This window comes from Actinoplanes sp. GCM10030250 (genome assembly GCF_042666575.1).
Classification (GTDB): domain Bacteria; phylum Actinomycetota; class Actinomycetes; order Mycobacteriales; family Micromonosporaceae; genus Actinoplanes.
This window is the reverse complement of sequence record NZ_JBHTDO010000001.1, coordinates 142,657-160,821: the sequence shown is the minus strand read 5'-3', so window position 1 is coordinate 160,821 and position 18,165 is coordinate 142,657. Positions and strand designations below refer to the sequence as shown.

Below are 18,165 nucleotides of genomic sequence, written 5' to 3'. Positions count from 1 at the left end.
CCGCGATGATCGTCGTCGGGGATCTGGTCACCGACGTGCTGGTCGAGCAGAGCGGCCCGCTGCGGCCCGGATCGGACACGGACGCGGCGATCCGGGTCGGCGGCGGCGGTCAGGCCGCGAACACCGCGGCCTGGCTGGCGCACACCGGGCGGACGGTCACGCTGATCGCCGCGGTCGGCGACGACGTGGCCGGGCGGGAGCGGGTGGCGGAGCTGGAGTGGGCGGGCGTGCACTGCGCGGTGCGCGTCCACCCGGGCGTGGTCACCGGCAGCGTGGTGGTCCTGACCGGCTCCTCCGAGCGGACCATGATCACGGATCGGGGTGCCGCGCTGCTGCTCGATCCGGACCACGTCCACTCGGTGATCTCCGCCGCACCGGCCGGCACCCACCTGCACCTCTCCGGCTATCCGCTGCTGCATGCCGGGTCGCGGCCGGCGGGCCTCGCGGCCCTCTCCGCCGCGACCGGGCGGGGAATTCCGGTGAGCGTCGACGCGGCCTCGGCGGGACCCTTGCGCGACGTCGGTGCGCGGGCTTTCCTGACCTGGGTACGCGACGCCGACCTGCTCCTGTGCAACGCGGACGAGGCGGACGTGCTCGCCGGTCCGGGACCCGCCGCGGAGCAGGCGGTGCGGTTGACGGCGCACGTGCGTAACGCGGTCGTGAAGCAGGGGCCCGGCGGGGCCGTCTGGGCGAACCGGGACGCTGAGGTGTGGACCGGGAGCGCGTTACGCGTACCGGTGAAGGATCCGACCGGGGCGGGTGACGCCTTCGCCGCCGGCCTGCTCGCGGCCTGGTGCTCGGGTGCCGGGCCGGACGAAGCCCTGGCCGCCGGCACCGCCCTGGGTGCGGCGGCGGTCGGCCGGATCGGCGCCCGGCCGGAACCGGGCCGGAAGAAGCCCTGATCCGGGCCGGACGAAGCCCTGGAGGGCTCAGATCCCGCGGCGGCGGGCCTCGTCGATCACCTCGGAGTCGATGGTGATGTGGTCGGGCTCAGTGCTGTCGTGTTCTTCCAGCGCGAGCCGCACGTCCTCGCGCGCCGCCCGGTCGGCCGCGCGCTCCTCCTTCGACTTGGGCGGGCGGTCGTTGGCGATCAGCACGGCGGCCCAGGGCAGGAAGACCATCCCCGCGGCGCACAGGCTCAGCCACAGCGGCAGCAACGGCACCTTGGCGCTGATCAGGACACCGCCCAGGACGAGACAAACCGCCCGGACGCTCATCATCGTGACGTAGCGGATCTGCCGGCTGCGGAGCTGATCGTCCTGGCTGCGAGCGGCATTGGTGATCAACACCGGACGCTCCGGCTGCTTCTTCACGCGGGATCTCCGATCGACCCCGCAATACTCCCACCGTCCGGGCCATCATGCCCACCGAGCCCGGCACCCTGATCTCAGCCGGCGGCCGCCTTCGCGGCTGCCTTCTTCTGCTGCTTGAACTCGCGCACCTTGACGAGCGAGGCGGCGTCCACGACGTCGGCCACGGACCGGTAGCCGTCCAGCGCGTAGTCACCGGCGGCCACCTCCCAGCCCTCCGGCCGGACACCGAGCTGCTTGGCGAGCAGGGCGACGAAGATCTGCGCCTTCTGCTTGCCGAAACCGGGCAGCTCCTGGACCCGCTTGAGCAGGTCCTTGCCGCTGGTGGCCTCGGTCCAGAGCCGGGTGACGTCGCCGTCGTAGCGGGACTCGACGAGGGTGGCCAGCTCCTGGAGGCGGGTGGCCATGGAACCGGGGAAACGGTGGATCGCGGGAGGCTGACTGCACAGCTCCTTGAAGGAGTCGGCGTCAGCGCCCGCGATCGCGGCCGGCTCCAGCGTGCCGAAGCGGCTGAGCACCTTCCAGCCGCCGCGGAAGGCGTGCTCCATCCCGTACTGCTGGTCGAGCATCATGCCGATGACGACGGCGAACGGGTACCGGTCGAGCACCTCGTCAGCGGCCGGCTCGTTGGCGATCTGGAAGCCCATGAGTGCATGCTCCCACGGGTTCACACCTGGACGGCGCGAGCCAGTGCCTCGTACGTGATGATCCTGACCTTGAGAGAGCGACCGGCCACCCGGCTCAGCTCGCCGACCTCCATCACGTGCTCGGCCACCCGGCGCAGTTCCGACGGCGTGTCCACCGGCCGGTGCAGGCCGAGTGCCTGCACCGACAACGTCCACAGCCCCTCGGCCATCTTCGGGCCGATCAGGTCAGCCAGGGCCTTCACGGCGTCCTGCTCGGTCGGCACATCGTGGCCGTGGTCCTCGAGCCGAGCCATCGCGTGCCCCTTTTCCTCCGGTGCCGTCAGAACAGTGTGCCGTCAGAACAGTTCGATGAGCGGTTCGATGTCGGCCTGGACCGCCTCACCTGTCTGGTTGGCGTGCGTGGCCCGCTGGCGGGACATCACGTGCTTGGAGCGCAGATCCTCCACGTTGATGGAGGACGCCACGAGCTCCTCCGCACCGAGCTCACCGCGGGCGTACGCCGCGACCTGCTCGGACTGCCGGCGAACGTCGGCGACCGCCTCGGTCACGTGCTCGAGCATCTGCCGGCTGATGTCCTGGAACTGCACATGGCCGACGGCACCGGTGGTCTCCTGGACAAGTGCGGCAGAGCTGCGCTCCACCTGTTCGGCAGCGCTGACGGTGTCCTTGAGGATGCCGGTGACCATCGCCGACATCTCCCGCTGGGCGTTGGCGATGCCGCCCAGCCGGCGGGTCATCGCCGTTTCCTCGGTGCTCTCCGGAATCGTCCCGCCGCTGTCGAACTGGCTGTCGTCGGAGAGCACGGAGTCGAGCTTGGCGGTCAGGTCGGCGATGTTGCTGCCGATACCGTGTGCCGCCTCCGACGAGCGGTGCGCGAGCTTGCGTACCTCATCGGCGACCACCGAGAAGCCCTCGCCCGCGTCGCCCGCCCGAACCGCCTCGATCATGGCGTTCAGCGCGAGGATGTTCGTCGCCCGGCTGACCTCCTCGATCTGCTTGACGTGCTGGTCGAGCTCGCGCATCTGGTCCACCAGAGCCCGGATCTGCTGGTCCCGGTAGAGGAAGTACGCGATCAGGCGGCCGACGAGCTGGTCGTTGGAGCTGCTGACCTGGCTCAACTCGGATTCGGTACGGCTGAGGGTGCCGGCGAGCTGCGAGACGTCGCCGGACATCACCTCCGCCAGTGAGTCGACCTTGATGAGCTGCTGCACGATCGCCTGCGCGGCCTCGCCGGTCTGCTCGATGACGTCGTTCACGTGAGCGTCGACCACCTCGCAGAACGGCGCGATCGGCTCCAGCGCCTCGGCCACGACGTCCCCGCTCGGCCGCTTCTCCTCGATCTCAGCCGGGGCGAACGACAGCTTGCGGAGAAGGCTGGGCATGCGATACCTCCGATTCGAGCGAGCTGGCCGGTCAGGCGCCGGGCAGAACCTGCTTGATGACGCCGAGCAGCTGGTCGGGTCCGACCGGCTTGACGAGCCAGCCGGTGGCACCCGCGTTCTTGGCCTCGGTGCGCTTGGTCTGCTCCGACTCGGTGGTCAGCATCAGGATCGGGGTGAACCGCATGCCGGGGGCCTTGCGGGCCTCGCGGGCGAAGGTGATCCCGTCCATCTGCGGCATGTTCACGTCGCTGATGATCAGGTTCGGCTTGACGCCCTTGCCGAGCTTGTCGAGCGCCTCCTTGCCGTGGCCGGCGGTCTCCACCGCGTAACCGGCCTTGGTGAGGATCGACTTCAGGCTCATCAGCATGGTGGCGGAGTCGTCAACGAGCATCACAGTGGTCATGGAGGTTCGCTTCCTTGTCGGCTGGCAAGGCCGCTGCTTCCGTTTAGCAGCGGCAGCACCTGAGCCGCCAGGAAGGCGTCATTCGGTGCTGAAGATATCTTCGGGCGGAAAAGAAGCAGGGCCTGGAGCGCGCCGGTGTGCAGATGGTTGCATCGCCGCAGGCTCACCTTCGGCTTGCGCGCGGCCCGCAACCAGCCCACCAGCTGCTCGACCTCGTCCACCGTCACCACGCCCACGAGCGTGGCGCTGTCGTCATGCAACTCGAGCGGCAAGACCGAGCACCTCCTTCATGTTGAGCACCAGCAGGACCAGGCCGTCACCGAGCAGGGCGGTACCGGAGAACTCGTCCGCGTAGGCGAGCAGGCCCTCCATCGGCTTCAGGATCACGTCGACCTCACGGTGGAACTGCGAGACCAGCAGGCCGACCCGCTGGCCGTTCACGTTGACGACCAGGATCGCCCGGTCGGCGGCCGGCTCGGGGTCCCACGGCATGTCCAGGGCCCGGGCCAGGTCGATGACCGGCACCACTTCGCCGCGCATCACCACCACCTCCTGGTGGAGCACGTGGCCCATCTCGGCGGCGGGTACGCGTACCGTCTCCACGACCAGGTCGACCGGGATGCCGAAGCGCTGCCCGGCGACGCTGACGACCATCACCTGCGTAACGGCCATCGACAGCGGCAGCCGCAACCGTGTCGTGGTGCCCTGGCCGAACTTCGAGCGCATCGTCACCGAGCCACCGAGCTTCTCCACGCTGGCCCGGACCGCGTCCATCCCGACTCCCCGGCCGGAGAGATCCGAAACCTGGTCGGCGGTGGAGAAACCGGCACGGAACACCAGGTCGACGGCCTCGGTGTCGGAAAGCGTCTCCAGCTCCTCCTCGGAGATCAAGCCCTTCTCGTACGCCTTGCGCTTCACCCGGTCCGGGTCGACGCCGCGCCCGTCGTCAGAGACCTCGACGATGACCGCGTCACCGTCCGCCACGGCCGCCAGGGTCAGCCGCGCCGCGGCGGGCTTGCCGGCCGCCAGCCGCTCCGCGGGTGGTTCGATGCCGTGGTCCAGGCTGTTGCGTACCAGGTGGACCAGCGGGTCGCCGAGTGCCTCGATGACGTCCTTGTCGGCCATCGTGTCCTCGCCCTCGGTGACCAGCTCGATGGTCTTCTCGAGCCGCCGGCTGAGGTCGCGGACCAGCCTGGGGAAACGACCGAACGCCACCGAGAGCGGGAGCATCCGTACGTCCATCACCGCGGCCTGGAGCTCCTCGGCGATCCGGTGCATGCCGGCGTACTGATCCTTGATCCGCCGGCTGAAGACCCGGCTGCCGAACTCTTCCTCGGCCTCGTCGGCCAGGAAGGTCAGCCCGTTCTTCGCCACGTTCAGCTCGCCGACCAGCTCCATCAGCCGGTCCACCTTCTCCTGGTCGACCTTGAGCACCCGGGTGCCGACCTGGCCGCCCGGGTCGTCGGCCCGGCCGCTCATCTCGGCCGGTGCCGCAGCGGGAGGCGCGGTGGCCGCTGCGGGGATCGCTGTCGCGGCCGGGGTGAGAGGACCCACCGCCTCCGGCGCCGCCTGGGCGAGGAGACGTTCCACAGCCGCCTGCACCGCCGGGCGGTCCGCGTCGGCAAGATCGATGGGTACGCCCAGTGCCTGCGCCGCCATGACCACGGTGTTCGCCACCGAGCGCAACGGGGTGCCCTCGCCCTCGGTGATGTCCAGAGTGCGGCGTGCCGCGCTGAGAACCGCCCGGGCGTCGGCCGCGACGGCGGAGTCGAGCACCTCAGTCACGGCGACGGTGATCTGCTCCTCGATCCGCAGCGGGGGTTCGCCGCTGAGGTGCCGGGTGATCGCGTCGGAGTCCAGCTCCACGATCTGGATCTGGTCCGGGACGTACCGGAAGAGGAATTCCAGCTCACCGACCGCGGCGCGGGTGGCCAGCACGAAGGAGAGCAGGCACACGTATTCGTCGTACTCGTCCGGTGCCGGCCACTGCTCGGGCTGCACCACGCCGAGTCGGTCCAGGCCGGGCACCTGACGGATCAGGTGCACCGGGTCCTCGGCCCGGAAGAAACAGTCCGAGTCGGGGGTGTACCGGACGAAGCGCAGCGTCGACGAGGTGGTGCAGAGCCAGGTCGCGGTCTCGGTCAGCCATTCGGCGTCGAACCAGGCGAGCCACTCGGGTGCGACGTCGATCGTCTGCACCGGGCCGGCGGCGGTCTGGGTGACACTCACCGCCTCACCGCCGAGCGGTCCGCGCAGCTTGGTGATCAGGCCGGCCGCGTCGTTGCCGGCGCTCGCGGGGAGCCGCTCGTGCGAGGTGACGTGGGCGAGCCAGCCGCGGATCAGGTCGAACGAGGCGAGCAAATCGTCGGCCATCGTCGAGTCGAGTGCGAGCCGCCCGCCGCGTACGGCGTCCAGCAGGTCCTCGGCCGCGTGGGTGAGCCGGGTCAGCTCGGGGAAGTCGAAGAGGCCGGACGAGCCCTTGAAGGTGTGCGCCGCGCGGAACACCTCGTTGACGAGCTCCGGGTCGCCGGGTTCGCGTTCCAGTTGGAGCAGCCCCTCGTCGACCTGGGCGAGCAGGTCGTTGGCCTCCGCGAGGAACTGAGCGAGCAGTGGATTCATGCCTGCTCGTCCTTACCTGTCGTCAACATCGTGGCGATCCGGACCAGCCGGTCTCCCGCCACCGGTTTGACGAGGTAGAGGTTGGCCCCCGCCTCGTAGGCCCGGTCGGCGTCGCCGGGCCGGTCCTCGGTACTGATCATCAGCACCGGCGCGGCGGTGCCGACCGTCTCCGACCGCAGCGTCTCCACGCAGGTGTAGCCGTTCATCTTCGGCATGTTGACGTCCACCACGAACAGGTCGAAGGCGGTGATAAGGGCGGCTTCCACGGCTTCCAGGCCGTTCGCCGCCTCGGCCACCTCGAAGCCCGCCTCGGAGAGCAGGCTCGTGTGGTAGAGCCGCACGGTGGCGGCGTCGTCGACGACGAGCACCCGTGGTTTGGTCGCACTGTCCGAGGTCATCACTTGGCTCCGGTCGGTCGCTGGTAGACGAGGCCCTCCGGCAGGCGGGTCGGCGTGAAGATCGGCGAGATCCGGCTCATCGACTCGGAGTGGCCGAGGAAGAGGTAGCCGCCGGGGCGCATCGCGCCGTACAGGTTCTCGGCGGCCCGGCGGCTGGACAGCTCGTCGAAGTAGATCAGCACGTTGCGGCAGAAGACGACGTCGAAGTCGCGGAACGCCCGCATGGCGGCCGTGTCGCAGACGTTCATCTTGTGCAGGGTGACGGCGCTGCGGATGCCGTCGTCGACCTGGTAACGCCCGCCACCGACCGAGGTGAAGTACTTGTTCATCCACGCCTTCGGCACCCGCTGCACGGACCGCTCGCCGTAACTGGCGTGCGAGGCCTTGTCGAGCACGTCGCTGTCGATGTCGGCGCCGTGGATCTCCACATCGACGTGGTCGATCTGGTCCCACTCCTCCAGCAGGCGCAGCGCGATCGAGTACGGCTCCTCACCGGTCGAGCACGGCAGCGAGAGGATCTTCACCGGGCCGACGATCCGGCTCACCCCGCCGCGGGCCTTCAGCACGTTCGGGAGCACCGTGCTGAGCATGGCGTCGAACTGGTAGTCCTCGCGCAGGAAGTAAGTCTCGTTGACGGTGAGCTGGTTGATCAGGTCCTGAAGCATGGCCTGCTTGTCGCTCATCCGCAGCGCCGCGAACCAGCTCGCGAAGGTGTCGAACTCGGAGTTGCGGATGCAGGTCTCGATCCGCTTGTCCACGAAGTACCGCTTGGACGTCGCGAAGTGGATGCCCGTGCGCTTGTAGAAGTACTCGGTGAACCGGGCGAAGTCCGCGTCGGTCAGGCCGGCGCCGGTGGCGGTCGCCATTACGCCATCCCGGCCAGACGGGGCAGTGCCGCCTGCACGGTGAAACGGAGGAACGGGTCGTCCGGAAACCGTTGCACGGCAGCCTCCAGTACCGGGATGTGTTCGGCGGTAGCGGCCGGGAGCAGTGCGTCGATCGCGGCGGTCACCACGTTCGGATGCGGGTCCTCGGCGATCATCCGGGTGACCCAGACCTGCGCCTCCGGGTGCGCCAGGTCGGCGAGGACCATCGCGGTCATCACCCGCACGTCGTGGTCGGGGGCGGCCAGCAGGCTGGGGATCAGGGCCGGGACAGACTTGGGCATGGTGGCCAGCGCCTCGGCAACGGCCGTCCGCAGCGCCGCGTCGTCACTGGCCAGATGCACGGCGAGAGCGCCCGCCACCTGTTCGGTGTCGTGCGCCGAGAGTGTGGTGAGCACGGCGTCGCGTACGTTCGTCTCGGTCTCGGCCGCGACGCGCGCCAGCAGGCCGGGTACCGCCTCGGCGACACCGTCCAGACCCAGCGCCGCCTCCCGGCGGCAGTCCGGCTCCGGGTCGTCGAGTTGCCCCAGCATCGTCTCGGCCGACGGCTTCTCCGGCAGCACCTCCTCGGGCTGCTGCGATGCCTGCTTGCGGACGAGTCCCATGATGATCACCCTTCTTGGACGTCAGCGAACCCAGTCGGTAAGCCGTTCGGCGATCTCGTACGAGGGCAGCACCGCCGTGGCCCCGCCGCGCCGGGCCAACTCGCCGGGCATGCCCCAGACCACCGCCGTGTCCTCGGACTCGGCGATGGTGCGGCCACCGCCCTCCTTGATCGCGGCCATCTCGGTTGCGCCGTCGTCACCCATTCCGGTCAGCAGGGCGCACACCATCCGCTGGGCGTCGACGTAGCGGCGGGCCGAGCCGGCGAGCCGGTCCACGCTCGGGTGCCAGCGGTACTCGGCGGCGGACGGCACACTCTTGACGATCAGGTTGTCGGTGCGCCGGGCCACCACCACGTCGGCGTTGCCCCGGCCGATGTAGATGTGGCCGCGCTGCAGGGTCATGATCCGGTCGACCTCGTGGACCCGCAGCTGACACAGCTCGTCGAGCCGGCGGGCCAGGGCGGCGGTGAACGAGGCCGGGATGTGCTGCGCCACCACGACCGGCGCGCCGAAGCTCGCCGGCAGTTGCGGGAGCAGGTCGGACAGCAGCGCCGGCCCGCCGGTCGAAGATCCGATCAGGACCAGGTCGACGGCGCCGACCTGGCCGATCTCCCGTCGTGGCGGGGCCGTCTCGACCGCCTTCCGGGTCTGCGCCCGCAGCCGGGCGGTCAGCCCGCCGGCCCGCTTGAGCCGTGCCGCCGCGGCCGCCCGCACCTTGCTCACCAAGTCGGCGGAGACCTCGTCGATGTTCAGCGAGACGGTGCCGCCCGGTTTGGGCACGTAGTCCACCGCACCCAACTCCAGGGCCTCCAGCGTGACCAGGGCGTTGTGCTCGGTCAGCGAGGAGACCATGACCACCGGAGTCGGGTGCTCCTCCATGATCCGGGTGAGGCAGGTGAGCCCGTCCATCTCCGGCATGTTGATGTCGAGCGTCACCACGTCGGGCTTGACCCGGCCCAGTTGTTCCAGCGCGTCCACCCCGTTGCGGGCGGTGTGCACGTCGAAATCGCCGGCTTCGGCGAGGATGCTCTTCAGCGCACGGCGCATCAGCGCCGAGTCGTCGACCACCAACACTGATGTGGGGGGCACGGGCAGCTCCGATCAGACGGCGACGAGGGTCTCGTCGACGAGGGCCTCGCACAGCTCGACCGCCTGATCGACCTGGCCGGCCGCCAGCAGTTGATCAACCTGCACGAGCAGGAGCATCCGCTGCTGGTCGGGCAGGTTCGCCACCCGCGACACCACGCGGGCCTGCTCCGCGGAGAGCTCCGGTGCGGGCTCCAGCACGTTGCGGCCTACTCGGGCCACCTCGGCGACCGAGTCCACGATGAAGCCGGTGCGCACGCCGCCGATGATCAGCACGACGATGCGCTGCCGCTCGTCCCGCTCGGTGCGCCCCAGACCCAGCCGGGTCCGCAGGTCCACCACCGGCAGTACCGTGCCGCGCAGGTTGACCAGGCCCTCGACGAAATCGAAGGACTTGGGCACCCGGATCAGCGCCTCCGGCACCCGGATGATCTCCTGCACCGCGTCGACGTCGACGGCGTACTCCTCGTCGTCGAGGCGGAAGACCACAAACAGCTCCTCGTCGCCGCGCCCGTCGTCGTCCGTCGCGGTCCGGTCTCCGGTCATCTCCCGCTGGTCCCCCTGGTAGTCGGCGATCTCGTCGCGCACCTCCGGCGAGTCGAACATCCGGCTGACGCTGAGCACGGACACCAGCCGTTTACCGTCCTCCAGACGGCAGACCGACTCGACCTCGCTCTTGCGCCCGTCGCCCGCGACGACGCTCGGCAGGGGCGCCACCAGCTGGTGCGGCACCCGGAGCACCTCGCGCACCGTGTCCATCACCACGCCCACCACGCCACCGTCGATCGAGACGACGACGATCCGGTTCTGCGGCTCGAGCGGCGTGACCGGCAGGCCGAAGACCCGCCGCATGCTCACCACGGGCAACAGCCGGCCGCGCAGGTCGATCACGCCGAGGACCCGGCTGCCGGCGTTCGGCACGTGGCTGACCGACTCGGGTGCCTGCACGATCTCCTGCACCTGGTCGATGGGTAGCGCGTACTCCTGCCCCTCGACCGCGAAGCTGACCAGTTCGAGCGTGTCGTCGGACTCGCCGTCCACGTCGGCCTCGCCCGAGACCCGGGCCACCGCCGAGTTGTCCCGGCCGGTCCGCCCGTCGGAGAGGCGGGCGAACTGGCTCCCGATCAGCCGGTCCACGTCCAGCACGGTGGTCATCTCGCCCTCACCGGACTTGATCACCCCGACCAGGACGTCGGAGCGGACCGTGGCCTGCACCGAGTCGGCCGACTCCAGCGCCGCCGGGTCGATGCTGATCACACTCGACACCCGGTCCACCACGAAACCGAGCGGCACTCCGCCGTCGACCACGATCACCCGGGTGGTCTCGTCGTGCCCGGTCTGATCCATGGCGCAGCAGCGGCGCAGGCTCACCACGGGCAATACCCGGCCGCGCAGGTTGGCCAGGCCCTCCATCGACGAGGGCCCCAACGGGACCTTCACCACCGTGGGCATCCGGATGATCTCCTGGACCCGGCGCATCGGGAACGCGTACCGCTCCCCCGCCATGTCGAAGGTGACGTAATCGGTGTTGTCCTCTTTCGGCTCGTCCGCGGCCGAATTCTCGTCGACGTCCATGGGTGTCCTCCCCTTCCCGCCGGTCAGGCGGCGTTCTGGAGTTCGTCGGCGAGCGCGGCGATCTCCTCCACCGCGGCGGCGAGCTCCTCGGCGCCCTGCGCCTGCTCCCGGGCCGCGGTCGAGGCCTGCCCGGCGAGTTGCTCGGCCTGGTTGGCGGACGACGCGATCTGTTCCAGCCCGATCTTGACCTCGGCGAGCACGCTCACGATCTGCTGCGCCGAATCCCGGACCTCCTCGTTGCCGCCGCGGACCTGCTGCATGTCGCGCTCGATCTCCTCGAGCCGGGCGGTGGTGGCCTTCGCCGCCTCCACCTCGGCGAGCGACATCCGGCTGGTCTCCTCCAGATCGGCGCGTACCTGGATGATCCGGTCCTGCACCGACTTGACCAGGTCCTTGATCCGGTCGGCGTTGTCGGCGGAGTCGCGGGCCAGGTTGCGGATGTCGGTGGAGACCACGGCGAAGCCCTTGCCGAACTCGCCGGCCCGGGCCGACTCGACCGAGCCGTTGACCGCGAGCATGTTGGTCTGGATCGAGACGTTCGCGATGGCGTCCACGATCTTGTCGATCCGCCGGGAGATCTGCTCCAGCTCGGTCACCTTGCGGACGTTCTCGATACCGTCCCGCGCGGCCGTGCCGATTGCGTTGATCATCGAGTCGACCGCCTGCTTGTTGGTGGCGAGCAGCTCCAGGATCACGTCGGCCCGCTCCACCGCCGCTCCGCCCCGGTTGGACGACATCTGAGCGCCCTGCTCGATCTGGCTGACCGCCTCCGAGGTCTGCTGACCCTTCTCGGCCGCCGTCCGCGCCCCGCTGTTGATCTCGGTGATGGCGACGTTGATCTGGGTCGCCGCCCGGTTGATCTCCTCCACCGCGGCGGAGAGCTCCTCCGCGGCGGAGGCGACCTCCTCGGCGCTCTTGGCGATGTCGGTGCTGCTCCGCAGCGTCTCGGAGACCTCGGCCAGCGCCTCGGCGGCCTGATCGCTCTGCCGCAGCGCCTGGGTCTGCTGCGCGACCGTCTGCAACGACTGCTCGCACGCGGCGGACTGCTGCTCGGCAGCCGCCGAGATCTCCTCGGACCTCAGCTTGGCGTTGGCCGCGGCGCCCTTGCTCTGCTCCGCCGAGGCTGCCATCTCCACCGCGCCCGCCATGATGGTGCCCATGTCGGCGCGGATGGTCTCCAGCTGCGAGGTGATGATATTGCCCTTCTCCACCTCGCCCCTGGCCATCTCCGCGGACGTCTGCACCGCCCCGGCGATCTCGGTGACGCTGCTGCGCACCTCGTCGATCAGGTCCCGGATCTGCCGGGCACTGCGCTCGCTGGTCTCGGCGAGCGTGCGCACCTCGTCGGCGACCACGGCGAAGCCCTTGCCGTGCTGGCGCGCCCGGGCCGCCTCGATCGCGGCGTTCAGCGCCAGCAGGTTGGTCTGGTCGGCGATGTGCGCGACCGTCTTGACGATCTCGCCGATCTCGTCGGCCTGCTTCTCCAGCTCGATGATGGTGACCACCGAGCCGGTCTGCCGGGCCGACGCGCTGTCGACGTTGGCGAGCAGCGTGCTGATGCCGTTGCGGGTCTCGTTCAGCAGGCCCTGCAGCGTCTGACTCAGATCCGCCACCTGCCGGGTGGTCTGTCCCTGACGGCCGACCCGCTCCTCGACCTGATTCATCGCGGCGAGGCTCTGCTGGGTGGCGCCGGAGGCTTCCTCCGCGCCTGCCGAGATCTGCTGCATCGACTCCGAGAGCTGCCGGGACGCCTCGGCGGCCTCGGCGTTCTGCGCGGAGATCTCCGTGGTGGCGGTGGCGATGCGCTCAGCCGCCTGCTGCTGCTTGGCCACGGATCGCGCCTGGCGCCGGGTGGCGTCGGAGTCGCCGCCCTTGGCCGGGCGAGCCGCCGCGGCCGGAGCGGCCGGGCGGGCCGCTCGGGGACTGTCGGTGGCACGCCCGTTGGTAGTGCTGGTGAGGGGCATGGGTGGTCTCCCATCTGAGTCCGGTCGATCCGGCGCACGCGGGTGCGGAACAGGTCACCGCGATCGGGAGCACGTCCTCGGCTTCAGTGCCGGAGTTCAGTGGTCGGCGGCCCCCTTCGACCAGGCAAATCCTGGCATCGGCCCGAGCGGCGACGAGGAGATATTCAGCGATACCAATGGGCGGCAAAAGGGCGGCCATTCCCACCGTGAACACCGCTCCCGGCAGCACCGCGCGGGTCGGCTAACGTCCGGGGCGGAGCAACCGAGGGAGCCTGATGCGCGCACTGGTACAGACGGTCAGCCGGGCGAACGTGACCGTCGGCGGGGAGACCGTCGGGGAGATCAGGGACGGCCTGCTGGTCCTGGTCGGCGTGACCCACGACGACACCCCGGCGAAAGCGGCTGAACTCGCCCGCAAGACGTGGGAGTTGCGCATTCTGGACGGAGACCGGTCGGCCTCGGACGAGGCCGCGCCGGTGCTTGTCGTCAGCCAGTTCACTCTCTACGGCGACGCGCGCAAGGGGCGCCGGCCCACCTGGAACGCGGCGGCGCCCGCCGAGGTCGCGGAACCGCTCGTCACCGAACTCGTGAACGCACTGCGGGCCCGGGGAGCGACCGTGTCAACCGGCCGCTTCCGGGCCCACATGCTCGTCGAAAGCGTCAATGTCGGACCGCGCACGGTCCTGCTGGAAATCTAGGAACGCCTAGAACAGACCGCGCCGCTGGGCGGACTGCCGCAGCCACTGGTCCAGCCGGCCGGCCCAGTCGACCTGGTCCACGGTGGCGTAGTCGACGTCGAAGCTGCCGAACGCGTCACGGCCCTCGGTGAACACGCCACCCCGCTTGTCCAGCTCCAGGATCACCTGGAGCTTCTGCGGTGTCGGCAGGAAGGTCAGTTCGAGCTGGTTGATGCCGCGCGCGAAAGCCGGCGGCGGGTAGAACTCGATCTCCTGGTAGAACGGGAGGTGCTGCTCGACCCCGTACACCCGGCCCTTCTCGACGTCCGCCTTGCTGAACCGGAAACCGAGGCGCAGCAGAGCCTCCAGGATCCGCTCCTGAGCCGGTAGCGGGTGCACCGCGACCGCGTCCAGGTCGGACTTGTCGACAGCGCGGGCCACCTCGAGCTCGGTGGTCAGGCCCATCGTCATGCCGTGAAGCCGCTGCCCGTACAGCTCGGTGATGGGCGTCTGCCAGGGCACCTCGAACCGGAACGGCACGTCGTGGCGGACGCCCGGCTCCAGCCGGAAGGAACCGGTGAGCCGCTGCCGGTGGAACTCCTGGTTCGTCTGGTACTCGCTGTCGCCGCTCTCCACCTCGACCCGGGTGATCAGGCCGATCGCCAGGTATTCGACGTCGACGGCATGGTCACCGCCGACCACGTGGACCTGACCCTCCAGGACCCCACCAGGGTACGTGTTGGGGTTGGCCAGCACCGTGTCGACCGAAGGACCACCAACACCGAACGCCTGCATCATGCGTTTGAAGACCACGACCATCCCTTTCCTCGGGGCATGCACATTATCGGGGCGTGACAACCGGGTGCGAAGGGTGAACGCCCGGGTTGTCGGTTTGACGACGTCAGGGTTCTCCCCGATTCATGCCACCTGGACGCTGGCCTCACCTCCGCTTAACGCGCCGCAGACCAAGCTAGCCCTCACCGGCACGGATGCGGCTGGTACGCACGAGACGTTATCGCGGGGAGGGGACTCAAAGTGGTCCTGGAGATGAAGGCGTCGGAGTCCAAGGTCGTCGAGACCATCATGACCGACGAAGTCGAGGCACTTGCCGACCTGGACGCGACCGACGAGCGCGGCGTATCCGCCGATCTGGTCCGCGCCTACCTCAACGGCATCGGCCGCACCCGGCTGCTCACCGCCGTGGAGGAGGTGACGCTGTCCAAGCGCATCGAGGCCGGGCTTTACGCGGACGAGAAGCTTCCCACCGCACCCGCCGACCTGGCGCCTCTGCTCCACATCATCGTCGCCGAAGGTAGGGCCGCGAAGAATCACCTGCTCGAGGCGAACCTGCGCCTCGTGGTGAGCATCGCCAAGCGCTACACCGGACGCGGCATGGCGTTCCTGGACCTGATCCAGGAGGGCAACCTCGGCCTGATCCGCGCCGTCGAGAAGTTCGACTACACCAAGGGCTACAAGTTCTCGACGTACGCCACCTGGTGGATCCGGCAGGCCATCACCCGCGCCATGGCCGACCAGGCCCGCACCATCCGCATCCCGGTGCACATGGTCGAGCAGGTCAACCGCATGGTGCGCAGCCGGCGCGACCTGGCCGCGTCGCTCGGCCGGGAGCCCAGCATCGCCGAGATCGCCAAGGCGATGGACGTTCCGGAGTTCCAGGTCATCGAGCTGATCTCGTACGACCGGGAGCCCGTCAGCCTGGACCAGGCGGTCGGCGAGGACGGTGAGAGCGCCCTCGGTGACTTCGTCGCGGCGGCCGGGCCGAACCAGCCCGGTGAGACCGTCGGCCAGGGCGAGCTCCGCAGCGAGGTCGAGATCGTCCTGTCCACGCTCTCCGAGCGGGAGTCGGCGGTGATCCGGCTGCGCTTCGGCCTGGACGACGGCCGGCAGCGCACGCTCGACGAGGTGGGCCGCGAGTTCGGCCTGAGCCGCGAGCGCATCCGCCAGATCGAGAAGGTCACCATGCTGAAGCTGCGCGACCCGGAGCGGGCCTCCCGCCTCGAGGCGTACGCCGTCTGACGCGGCCGGCAGCGCTCAGGCGCTGCGTAGCCTTCGCGGGCCGGTGTCCGGGCGGACACCGGCATCGCCGAACTCGACGACCGCGTGCAGGACGGAGATGCCGCCGGGGCGGGCCAGGACCGGGTTGAGGGTCAGCGACCGGACCCGGGGGTGCTCGTCCGCCAGCCGGCCCACCCGCAGCAGCAGGTCGGTCAGCGCGGCTCGGTCAACGGGGGTCGAGCCGCGGTAACCGTGCAGGAGCGGAGCCGCCCGCGGCTCGTCGACGAGGGCGTCAGCAGCCCGATCGGTCAACGGCGCGGCACGCCAGCCCAGGTCGCCGAGAAGCTCGCTGGCCACGCCGCCCAGCCCGAACCCGACAACCGGGCCGAAAGCCGGATCCTCCACGAGCTCGACGACACAGGCCACACCGGGCGCGACCATCGTCTGCACGAGGACGTCCGGGCCGAAGGCGGAGGACAATTCACGGTACGCGTCGCGTACCCCCTGCTTGTCGGAAAGCGCGAGGCGCACGGCGCCGAGGTCGATCCGATGGCGCAACCCACCGCCCGCCGCCTTGAGCGCGACCGGATAGCCCAGCTCAGCCGCCGCAGCGACCGCGCCGTCCTCGGTGATCGCGAGGGTCGACGGCACCACCGAGATGCCGTAGGCGGTCAGCAGCCCCTCGGCGTCCTCCGCCGCGACCGCTGCCTCCGCCGCCGGCACGTCCACCCCCGGCAACTCGGGCAGAACACCCGGCGGGCGGCGCAGCCACTCGGCGTAGGTGATCACGCGGGCCAGGGCCCGCACCGACTCCTCGACCGACGGATAGACCGGAACCCGCTGCGGAACCGTCCCGAACACGAGCGTGGCCACTGTCGGCTTCTCCCCCGCCAGGGCCACGCTGGCCAGGGCCGCGGCGAAGTCGGCATCCTCGTCGGAGAGCTGGCCCGGCACCGGCGGCGCGCAGACCGCGACCAGCGCGTCCACCCGCTCGTCGACAGCGGCGTCAGCCAGCGCGTCGGCGAGGTCGTGCGCTGTCGCACCGGGACCGGCGTCGTGCGGATAACCCTCGGCCACGATCAGCCCGGCGGCGTGGCAGGCGACGACGGCCAGCTCGGCCAGGGCCGACGAGTTGCCCACGACGGCCACCCGGCGCCCGGCCGGCAGCGGCTGGTGTGCGAGCAGCATGCCCACGTCGAAGAGTTCTTGAACGGTGTCCACGCGGATGACGCCGGAACGGGCGAACAGGGCGGTCACCGCGTTGGCGTCCGGACCGGGCAGGTTCCCGGCCAGGCCCGGCGGCCGGGTGGCCGACGCGACCGCCGCCACCGGCTTGATCCGGCTCATCCGGCGGGCCAGCCGGGCGAACTTGCGCGGGTTGCCGAACGTCTCCAGATAGAGCAGCACGACGTCGGTGCCGGGGTCGTCCTGCCAGTACTGCAGCAGGTCGTTGCCGGAGACGTCGGCCCGGTTGCCGGCCGAGACGAAACTGGACAGGCCCAGGCCACGGCGGTCGGCCTCGGCCAGCAACGCCACACCGAGTGCCCCACTCTGACTGAAAAAGCCCACCCGGCCCGCTGTCGGCAGGCGGGGCGACATGGTGGCGTTCAGGCGGACCGCGGGGTCGGTGTTGGCGAGACCGAAGCTGCTCGGCCCGACCACCCGCAAGCCCGCCGCACGCGCGCGCTCGATCAGGCCGCGCTGTTCGGAGGCGCCCTCCACGCCGGTCTCGGCGAAGCCCGCCGAGACCACCACCACACCACCAGCACCGGCCCGGGCCGCGTCCGCGCCGGCCTCCGAGACAGCCTCCGCGGGCACGGCGATCAGGGCCAGGTCGATCGGGACACCGGCTTGCGAGGCACTCCGGTACGCGGGAAGCCCGGCCACCTTCTCCGCAGTCGGATGCACCGGCACCACCGCACCCGTGAAACCGCCGTCGCGCAGGTTGCCGAGCATTGCCGCACCGATGCCGTGGCCGGTCGCGCTCGCACCGTAGATGGCGATGCCGCGCGGTGCCAGCAGACGGGCGATCGACCGGGCCTCGGTCAGGTGCTCGCGGGACTCCTGCACCTCACGGGACTTCTCCGTCGGCGCGATCGGGAAGCTCAGGTGGACGACGCCGTCCGCGTACCGCCGCTGGACCTGATAGCCGGAGTCGCCGAAGACACGCAGCATGCCGCCGTTCTCCGGCAGCACCTCGGCGACGAACCGGGTGATGCCGTGCTCGCGGGCGGCCTCGGCCAGATGCTCCAGCAGCACCGAGCCGATGCCCCGGCCCTGGAGCGCGTCCTCCACCACGAAGGCGACCTCGGCCTCCGCGGACCCCGGGCCGAGCCGCTCGTACCGGCCGACCGAGGTGATCCGGCCGTCGGCGACGGTGACGAACGCCTCCCGGTCACTGTGGTCGACGTTGACGAAACGCCGCAGGTCCCGCTCCGGGATCCGCGGGTACGGCGAGAAGTACCGCAGGTAGCGGGTCCGGTCGCTCATCCGCGAGTGGAAGTCCACGATGGCCGGCGCGTCCTCGGGACGGATCTGCCGCAGGTGCGCGGCGGACCCGTCGGCGAGCAGGACGTCTGCGCTGCGTTCCACCGGTGGC

At 70.2% G+C, this 18,165-nt stretch carries 18 protein-coding genes; 3 read left to right on the top strand and 15 right to left on the bottom strand.

Annotated elements, in window-relative coordinates:
- Positions 1-5 precede the first annotated feature (5 nt).
- A complete protein-coding gene (locus ACFQV6_RS00755) occupies positions 6-902 on the top strand; it encodes a carbohydrate kinase family protein (protein WP_378025298.1) in 897 nt (298 codons plus the stop codon).
- Positions 903-929: 27 nt separating this feature from the next.
- On the opposite strand, the gene ACFQV6_RS00750 is transcribed toward ACFQV6_RS00755, so the two are convergent.
- The 13 genes from ACFQV6_RS00750 to ACFQV6_RS00690 all read right to left on the bottom strand — a co-directional run bounded on the left by ACFQV6_RS00750 (position 930) and on the right by ACFQV6_RS00690 (position 12,873).
- A complete protein-coding gene (locus ACFQV6_RS00750) occupies positions 930-1,313 on the bottom strand; it encodes a DUF3099 domain-containing protein (protein ID WP_378025297.1) in 384 nt (127 codons plus the stop codon).
- Positions 1,314-1,387: 74 nt separating this feature from the next.
- The gene (locus tag ACFQV6_RS00745) at positions 1,388-1,957 is read right to left on the bottom strand and encodes an HhH-GPD-type base excision DNA repair protein (RefSeq protein ID WP_378025296.1); all 570 of its coding nucleotides are present in this window, start codon (positions 1,955-1,957) and stop codon (positions 1,388-1,390) included.
- Between the two features lie 20 nt (positions 1,958-1,977).
- Positions 1,978-2,250: a hypothetical protein gene (locus tag ACFQV6_RS00740; RefSeq protein ID WP_378025295.1), complete on the bottom strand. Its 273-nt coding sequence runs from the start codon at positions 2,248-2,250 to the stop codon at positions 1,978-1,980.
- A gap of 42 nt (positions 2,251-2,292) precedes the next feature.
- Positions 2,293-3,339 carry a methyl-accepting chemotaxis protein gene (locus ACFQV6_RS00735; protein ID WP_378025294.1) on the bottom strand — a complete coding sequence of 349 codons (1,047 nt, stop codon included), beginning with the start codon at positions 3,337-3,339 and terminating at the stop codon, positions 2,293-2,295.
- Between the two features lie 31 nt (positions 3,340-3,370).
- Positions 3,371-3,742: a response regulator gene (locus tag ACFQV6_RS00730; RefSeq protein ID WP_364221702.1), complete on the bottom strand. Its 372-nt coding sequence runs from the start codon at positions 3,740-3,742 to the stop codon at positions 3,371-3,373.
- Positions 3,739-4,014, bottom strand: coding sequence for a hypothetical protein (locus ACFQV6_RS00725; RefSeq protein WP_378025293.1), 276 nt, complete (start codon positions 4,012-4,014; stop codon positions 3,739-3,741). Before ACFQV6_RS00725 ends, ACFQV6_RS00730 begins: the two co-directional genes overlap by 4 nt.
- On the bottom strand, positions 3,995-6,361 hold the full coding sequence (locus tag ACFQV6_RS00720; protein ID WP_378025292.1) for a chemotaxis protein CheA: 2,367 nt from the start codon (positions 6,359-6,361) through the stop codon (positions 3,995-3,997). Before ACFQV6_RS00720 ends, ACFQV6_RS00725 begins: the two co-directional genes overlap by 20 nt.
- The gene (locus ACFQV6_RS00715) at positions 6,358-6,759 is read right to left on the bottom strand and encodes a response regulator (RefSeq protein WP_378025291.1); all 402 of its coding nucleotides are present in this window, start codon (positions 6,757-6,759) and stop codon (positions 6,358-6,360) included. The genes ACFQV6_RS00720 and ACFQV6_RS00715 overlap by 4 nt, the downstream gene beginning before the upstream one ends.
- A complete protein-coding gene (locus tag ACFQV6_RS00710; RefSeq protein ID WP_378025290.1) occupies positions 6,759-7,625 on the bottom strand; it encodes a CheR family methyltransferase in 867 nt (288 codons plus the stop codon). The genes ACFQV6_RS00715 and ACFQV6_RS00710 overlap by 1 nt, the downstream gene beginning before the upstream one ends.
- Positions 7,625-8,248, bottom strand: coding sequence for a HEAT repeat domain-containing protein (locus ACFQV6_RS00705; protein WP_378025289.1), 624 nt, complete (start codon positions 8,246-8,248; stop codon positions 7,625-7,627). Before ACFQV6_RS00705 ends, ACFQV6_RS00710 begins: the two co-directional genes overlap by 1 nt.
- Before the next feature lie 21 nt (positions 8,249-8,269).
- On the bottom strand, positions 8,270-9,337 hold the full coding sequence (gene cheB / locus ACFQV6_RS00700) for a chemotaxis-specific protein-glutamate methyltransferase CheB (protein WP_378025288.1): 1,068 nt from the start codon (positions 9,335-9,337) through the stop codon (positions 8,270-8,272).
- A gap of 12 nt (positions 9,338-9,349) precedes the next feature.
- Positions 9,350-10,909, bottom strand: a complete 1,560-nt coding sequence (locus ACFQV6_RS00695) for a chemotaxis protein CheW (RefSeq protein WP_378025287.1) — start codon at positions 10,907-10,909, stop codon at positions 9,350-9,352.
- A gap of 23 nt (positions 10,910-10,932) precedes the next feature.
- Positions 10,933-12,873 carry a methyl-accepting chemotaxis protein gene (locus ACFQV6_RS00690; RefSeq protein WP_378025286.1) on the bottom strand — a complete coding sequence of 647 codons (1,941 nt, stop codon included), beginning with the start codon at positions 12,871-12,873 and terminating at the stop codon, positions 10,933-10,935.
- Positions 12,874-13,148: 275 nt separating this feature from the next.
- On the opposite strand from ACFQV6_RS00690, the gene dtd reads away from it, so the two are divergent.
- Complete coding sequence (gene dtd / locus ACFQV6_RS00685) at positions 13,149-13,571, top strand: D-aminoacyl-tRNA deacylase (RefSeq protein WP_378025285.1); 423 nt, start codon at positions 13,149-13,151, stop codon at positions 13,569-13,571.
- Positions 13,572-13,577: 6 nt separating this feature from the next.
- Here dtd and ACFQV6_RS00680 read toward each other — a convergent pair whose 3' ends face one another.
- Entirely contained in the window at positions 13,578-14,363 is a 786-nt protein-coding gene (locus tag ACFQV6_RS00680) for a sporulation protein (RefSeq protein ID WP_378025284.1), read from the bottom strand.
- A gap of 270 nt (positions 14,364-14,633) precedes the next feature.
- Here ACFQV6_RS00680 and sigB point away from each other — a divergent pair, with 270 nt between their 5' ends.
- The gene (gene sigB, locus ACFQV6_RS00675) at positions 14,634-15,587 is read left to right on the top strand and encodes an RNA polymerase sigma factor SigB (RefSeq protein ID WP_378025756.1); all 954 of its coding nucleotides are present in this window, start codon (positions 14,634-14,636) and stop codon (positions 15,585-15,587) included.
- A gap of 15 nt (positions 15,588-15,602) precedes the next feature.
- Here the strand turns inward: sigB and ACFQV6_RS00670 are convergent, their stop codons facing one another.
- Positions 15,603-18,158 (bottom strand): GNAT family N-acetyltransferase, encoded by a 2,556-nt coding sequence (locus tag ACFQV6_RS00670; RefSeq protein ID WP_378025283.1) that lies wholly within the window; start codon positions 18,156-18,158, stop codon positions 15,603-15,605.
- Positions 18,159-18,165 lie beyond the last annotated feature (7 nt).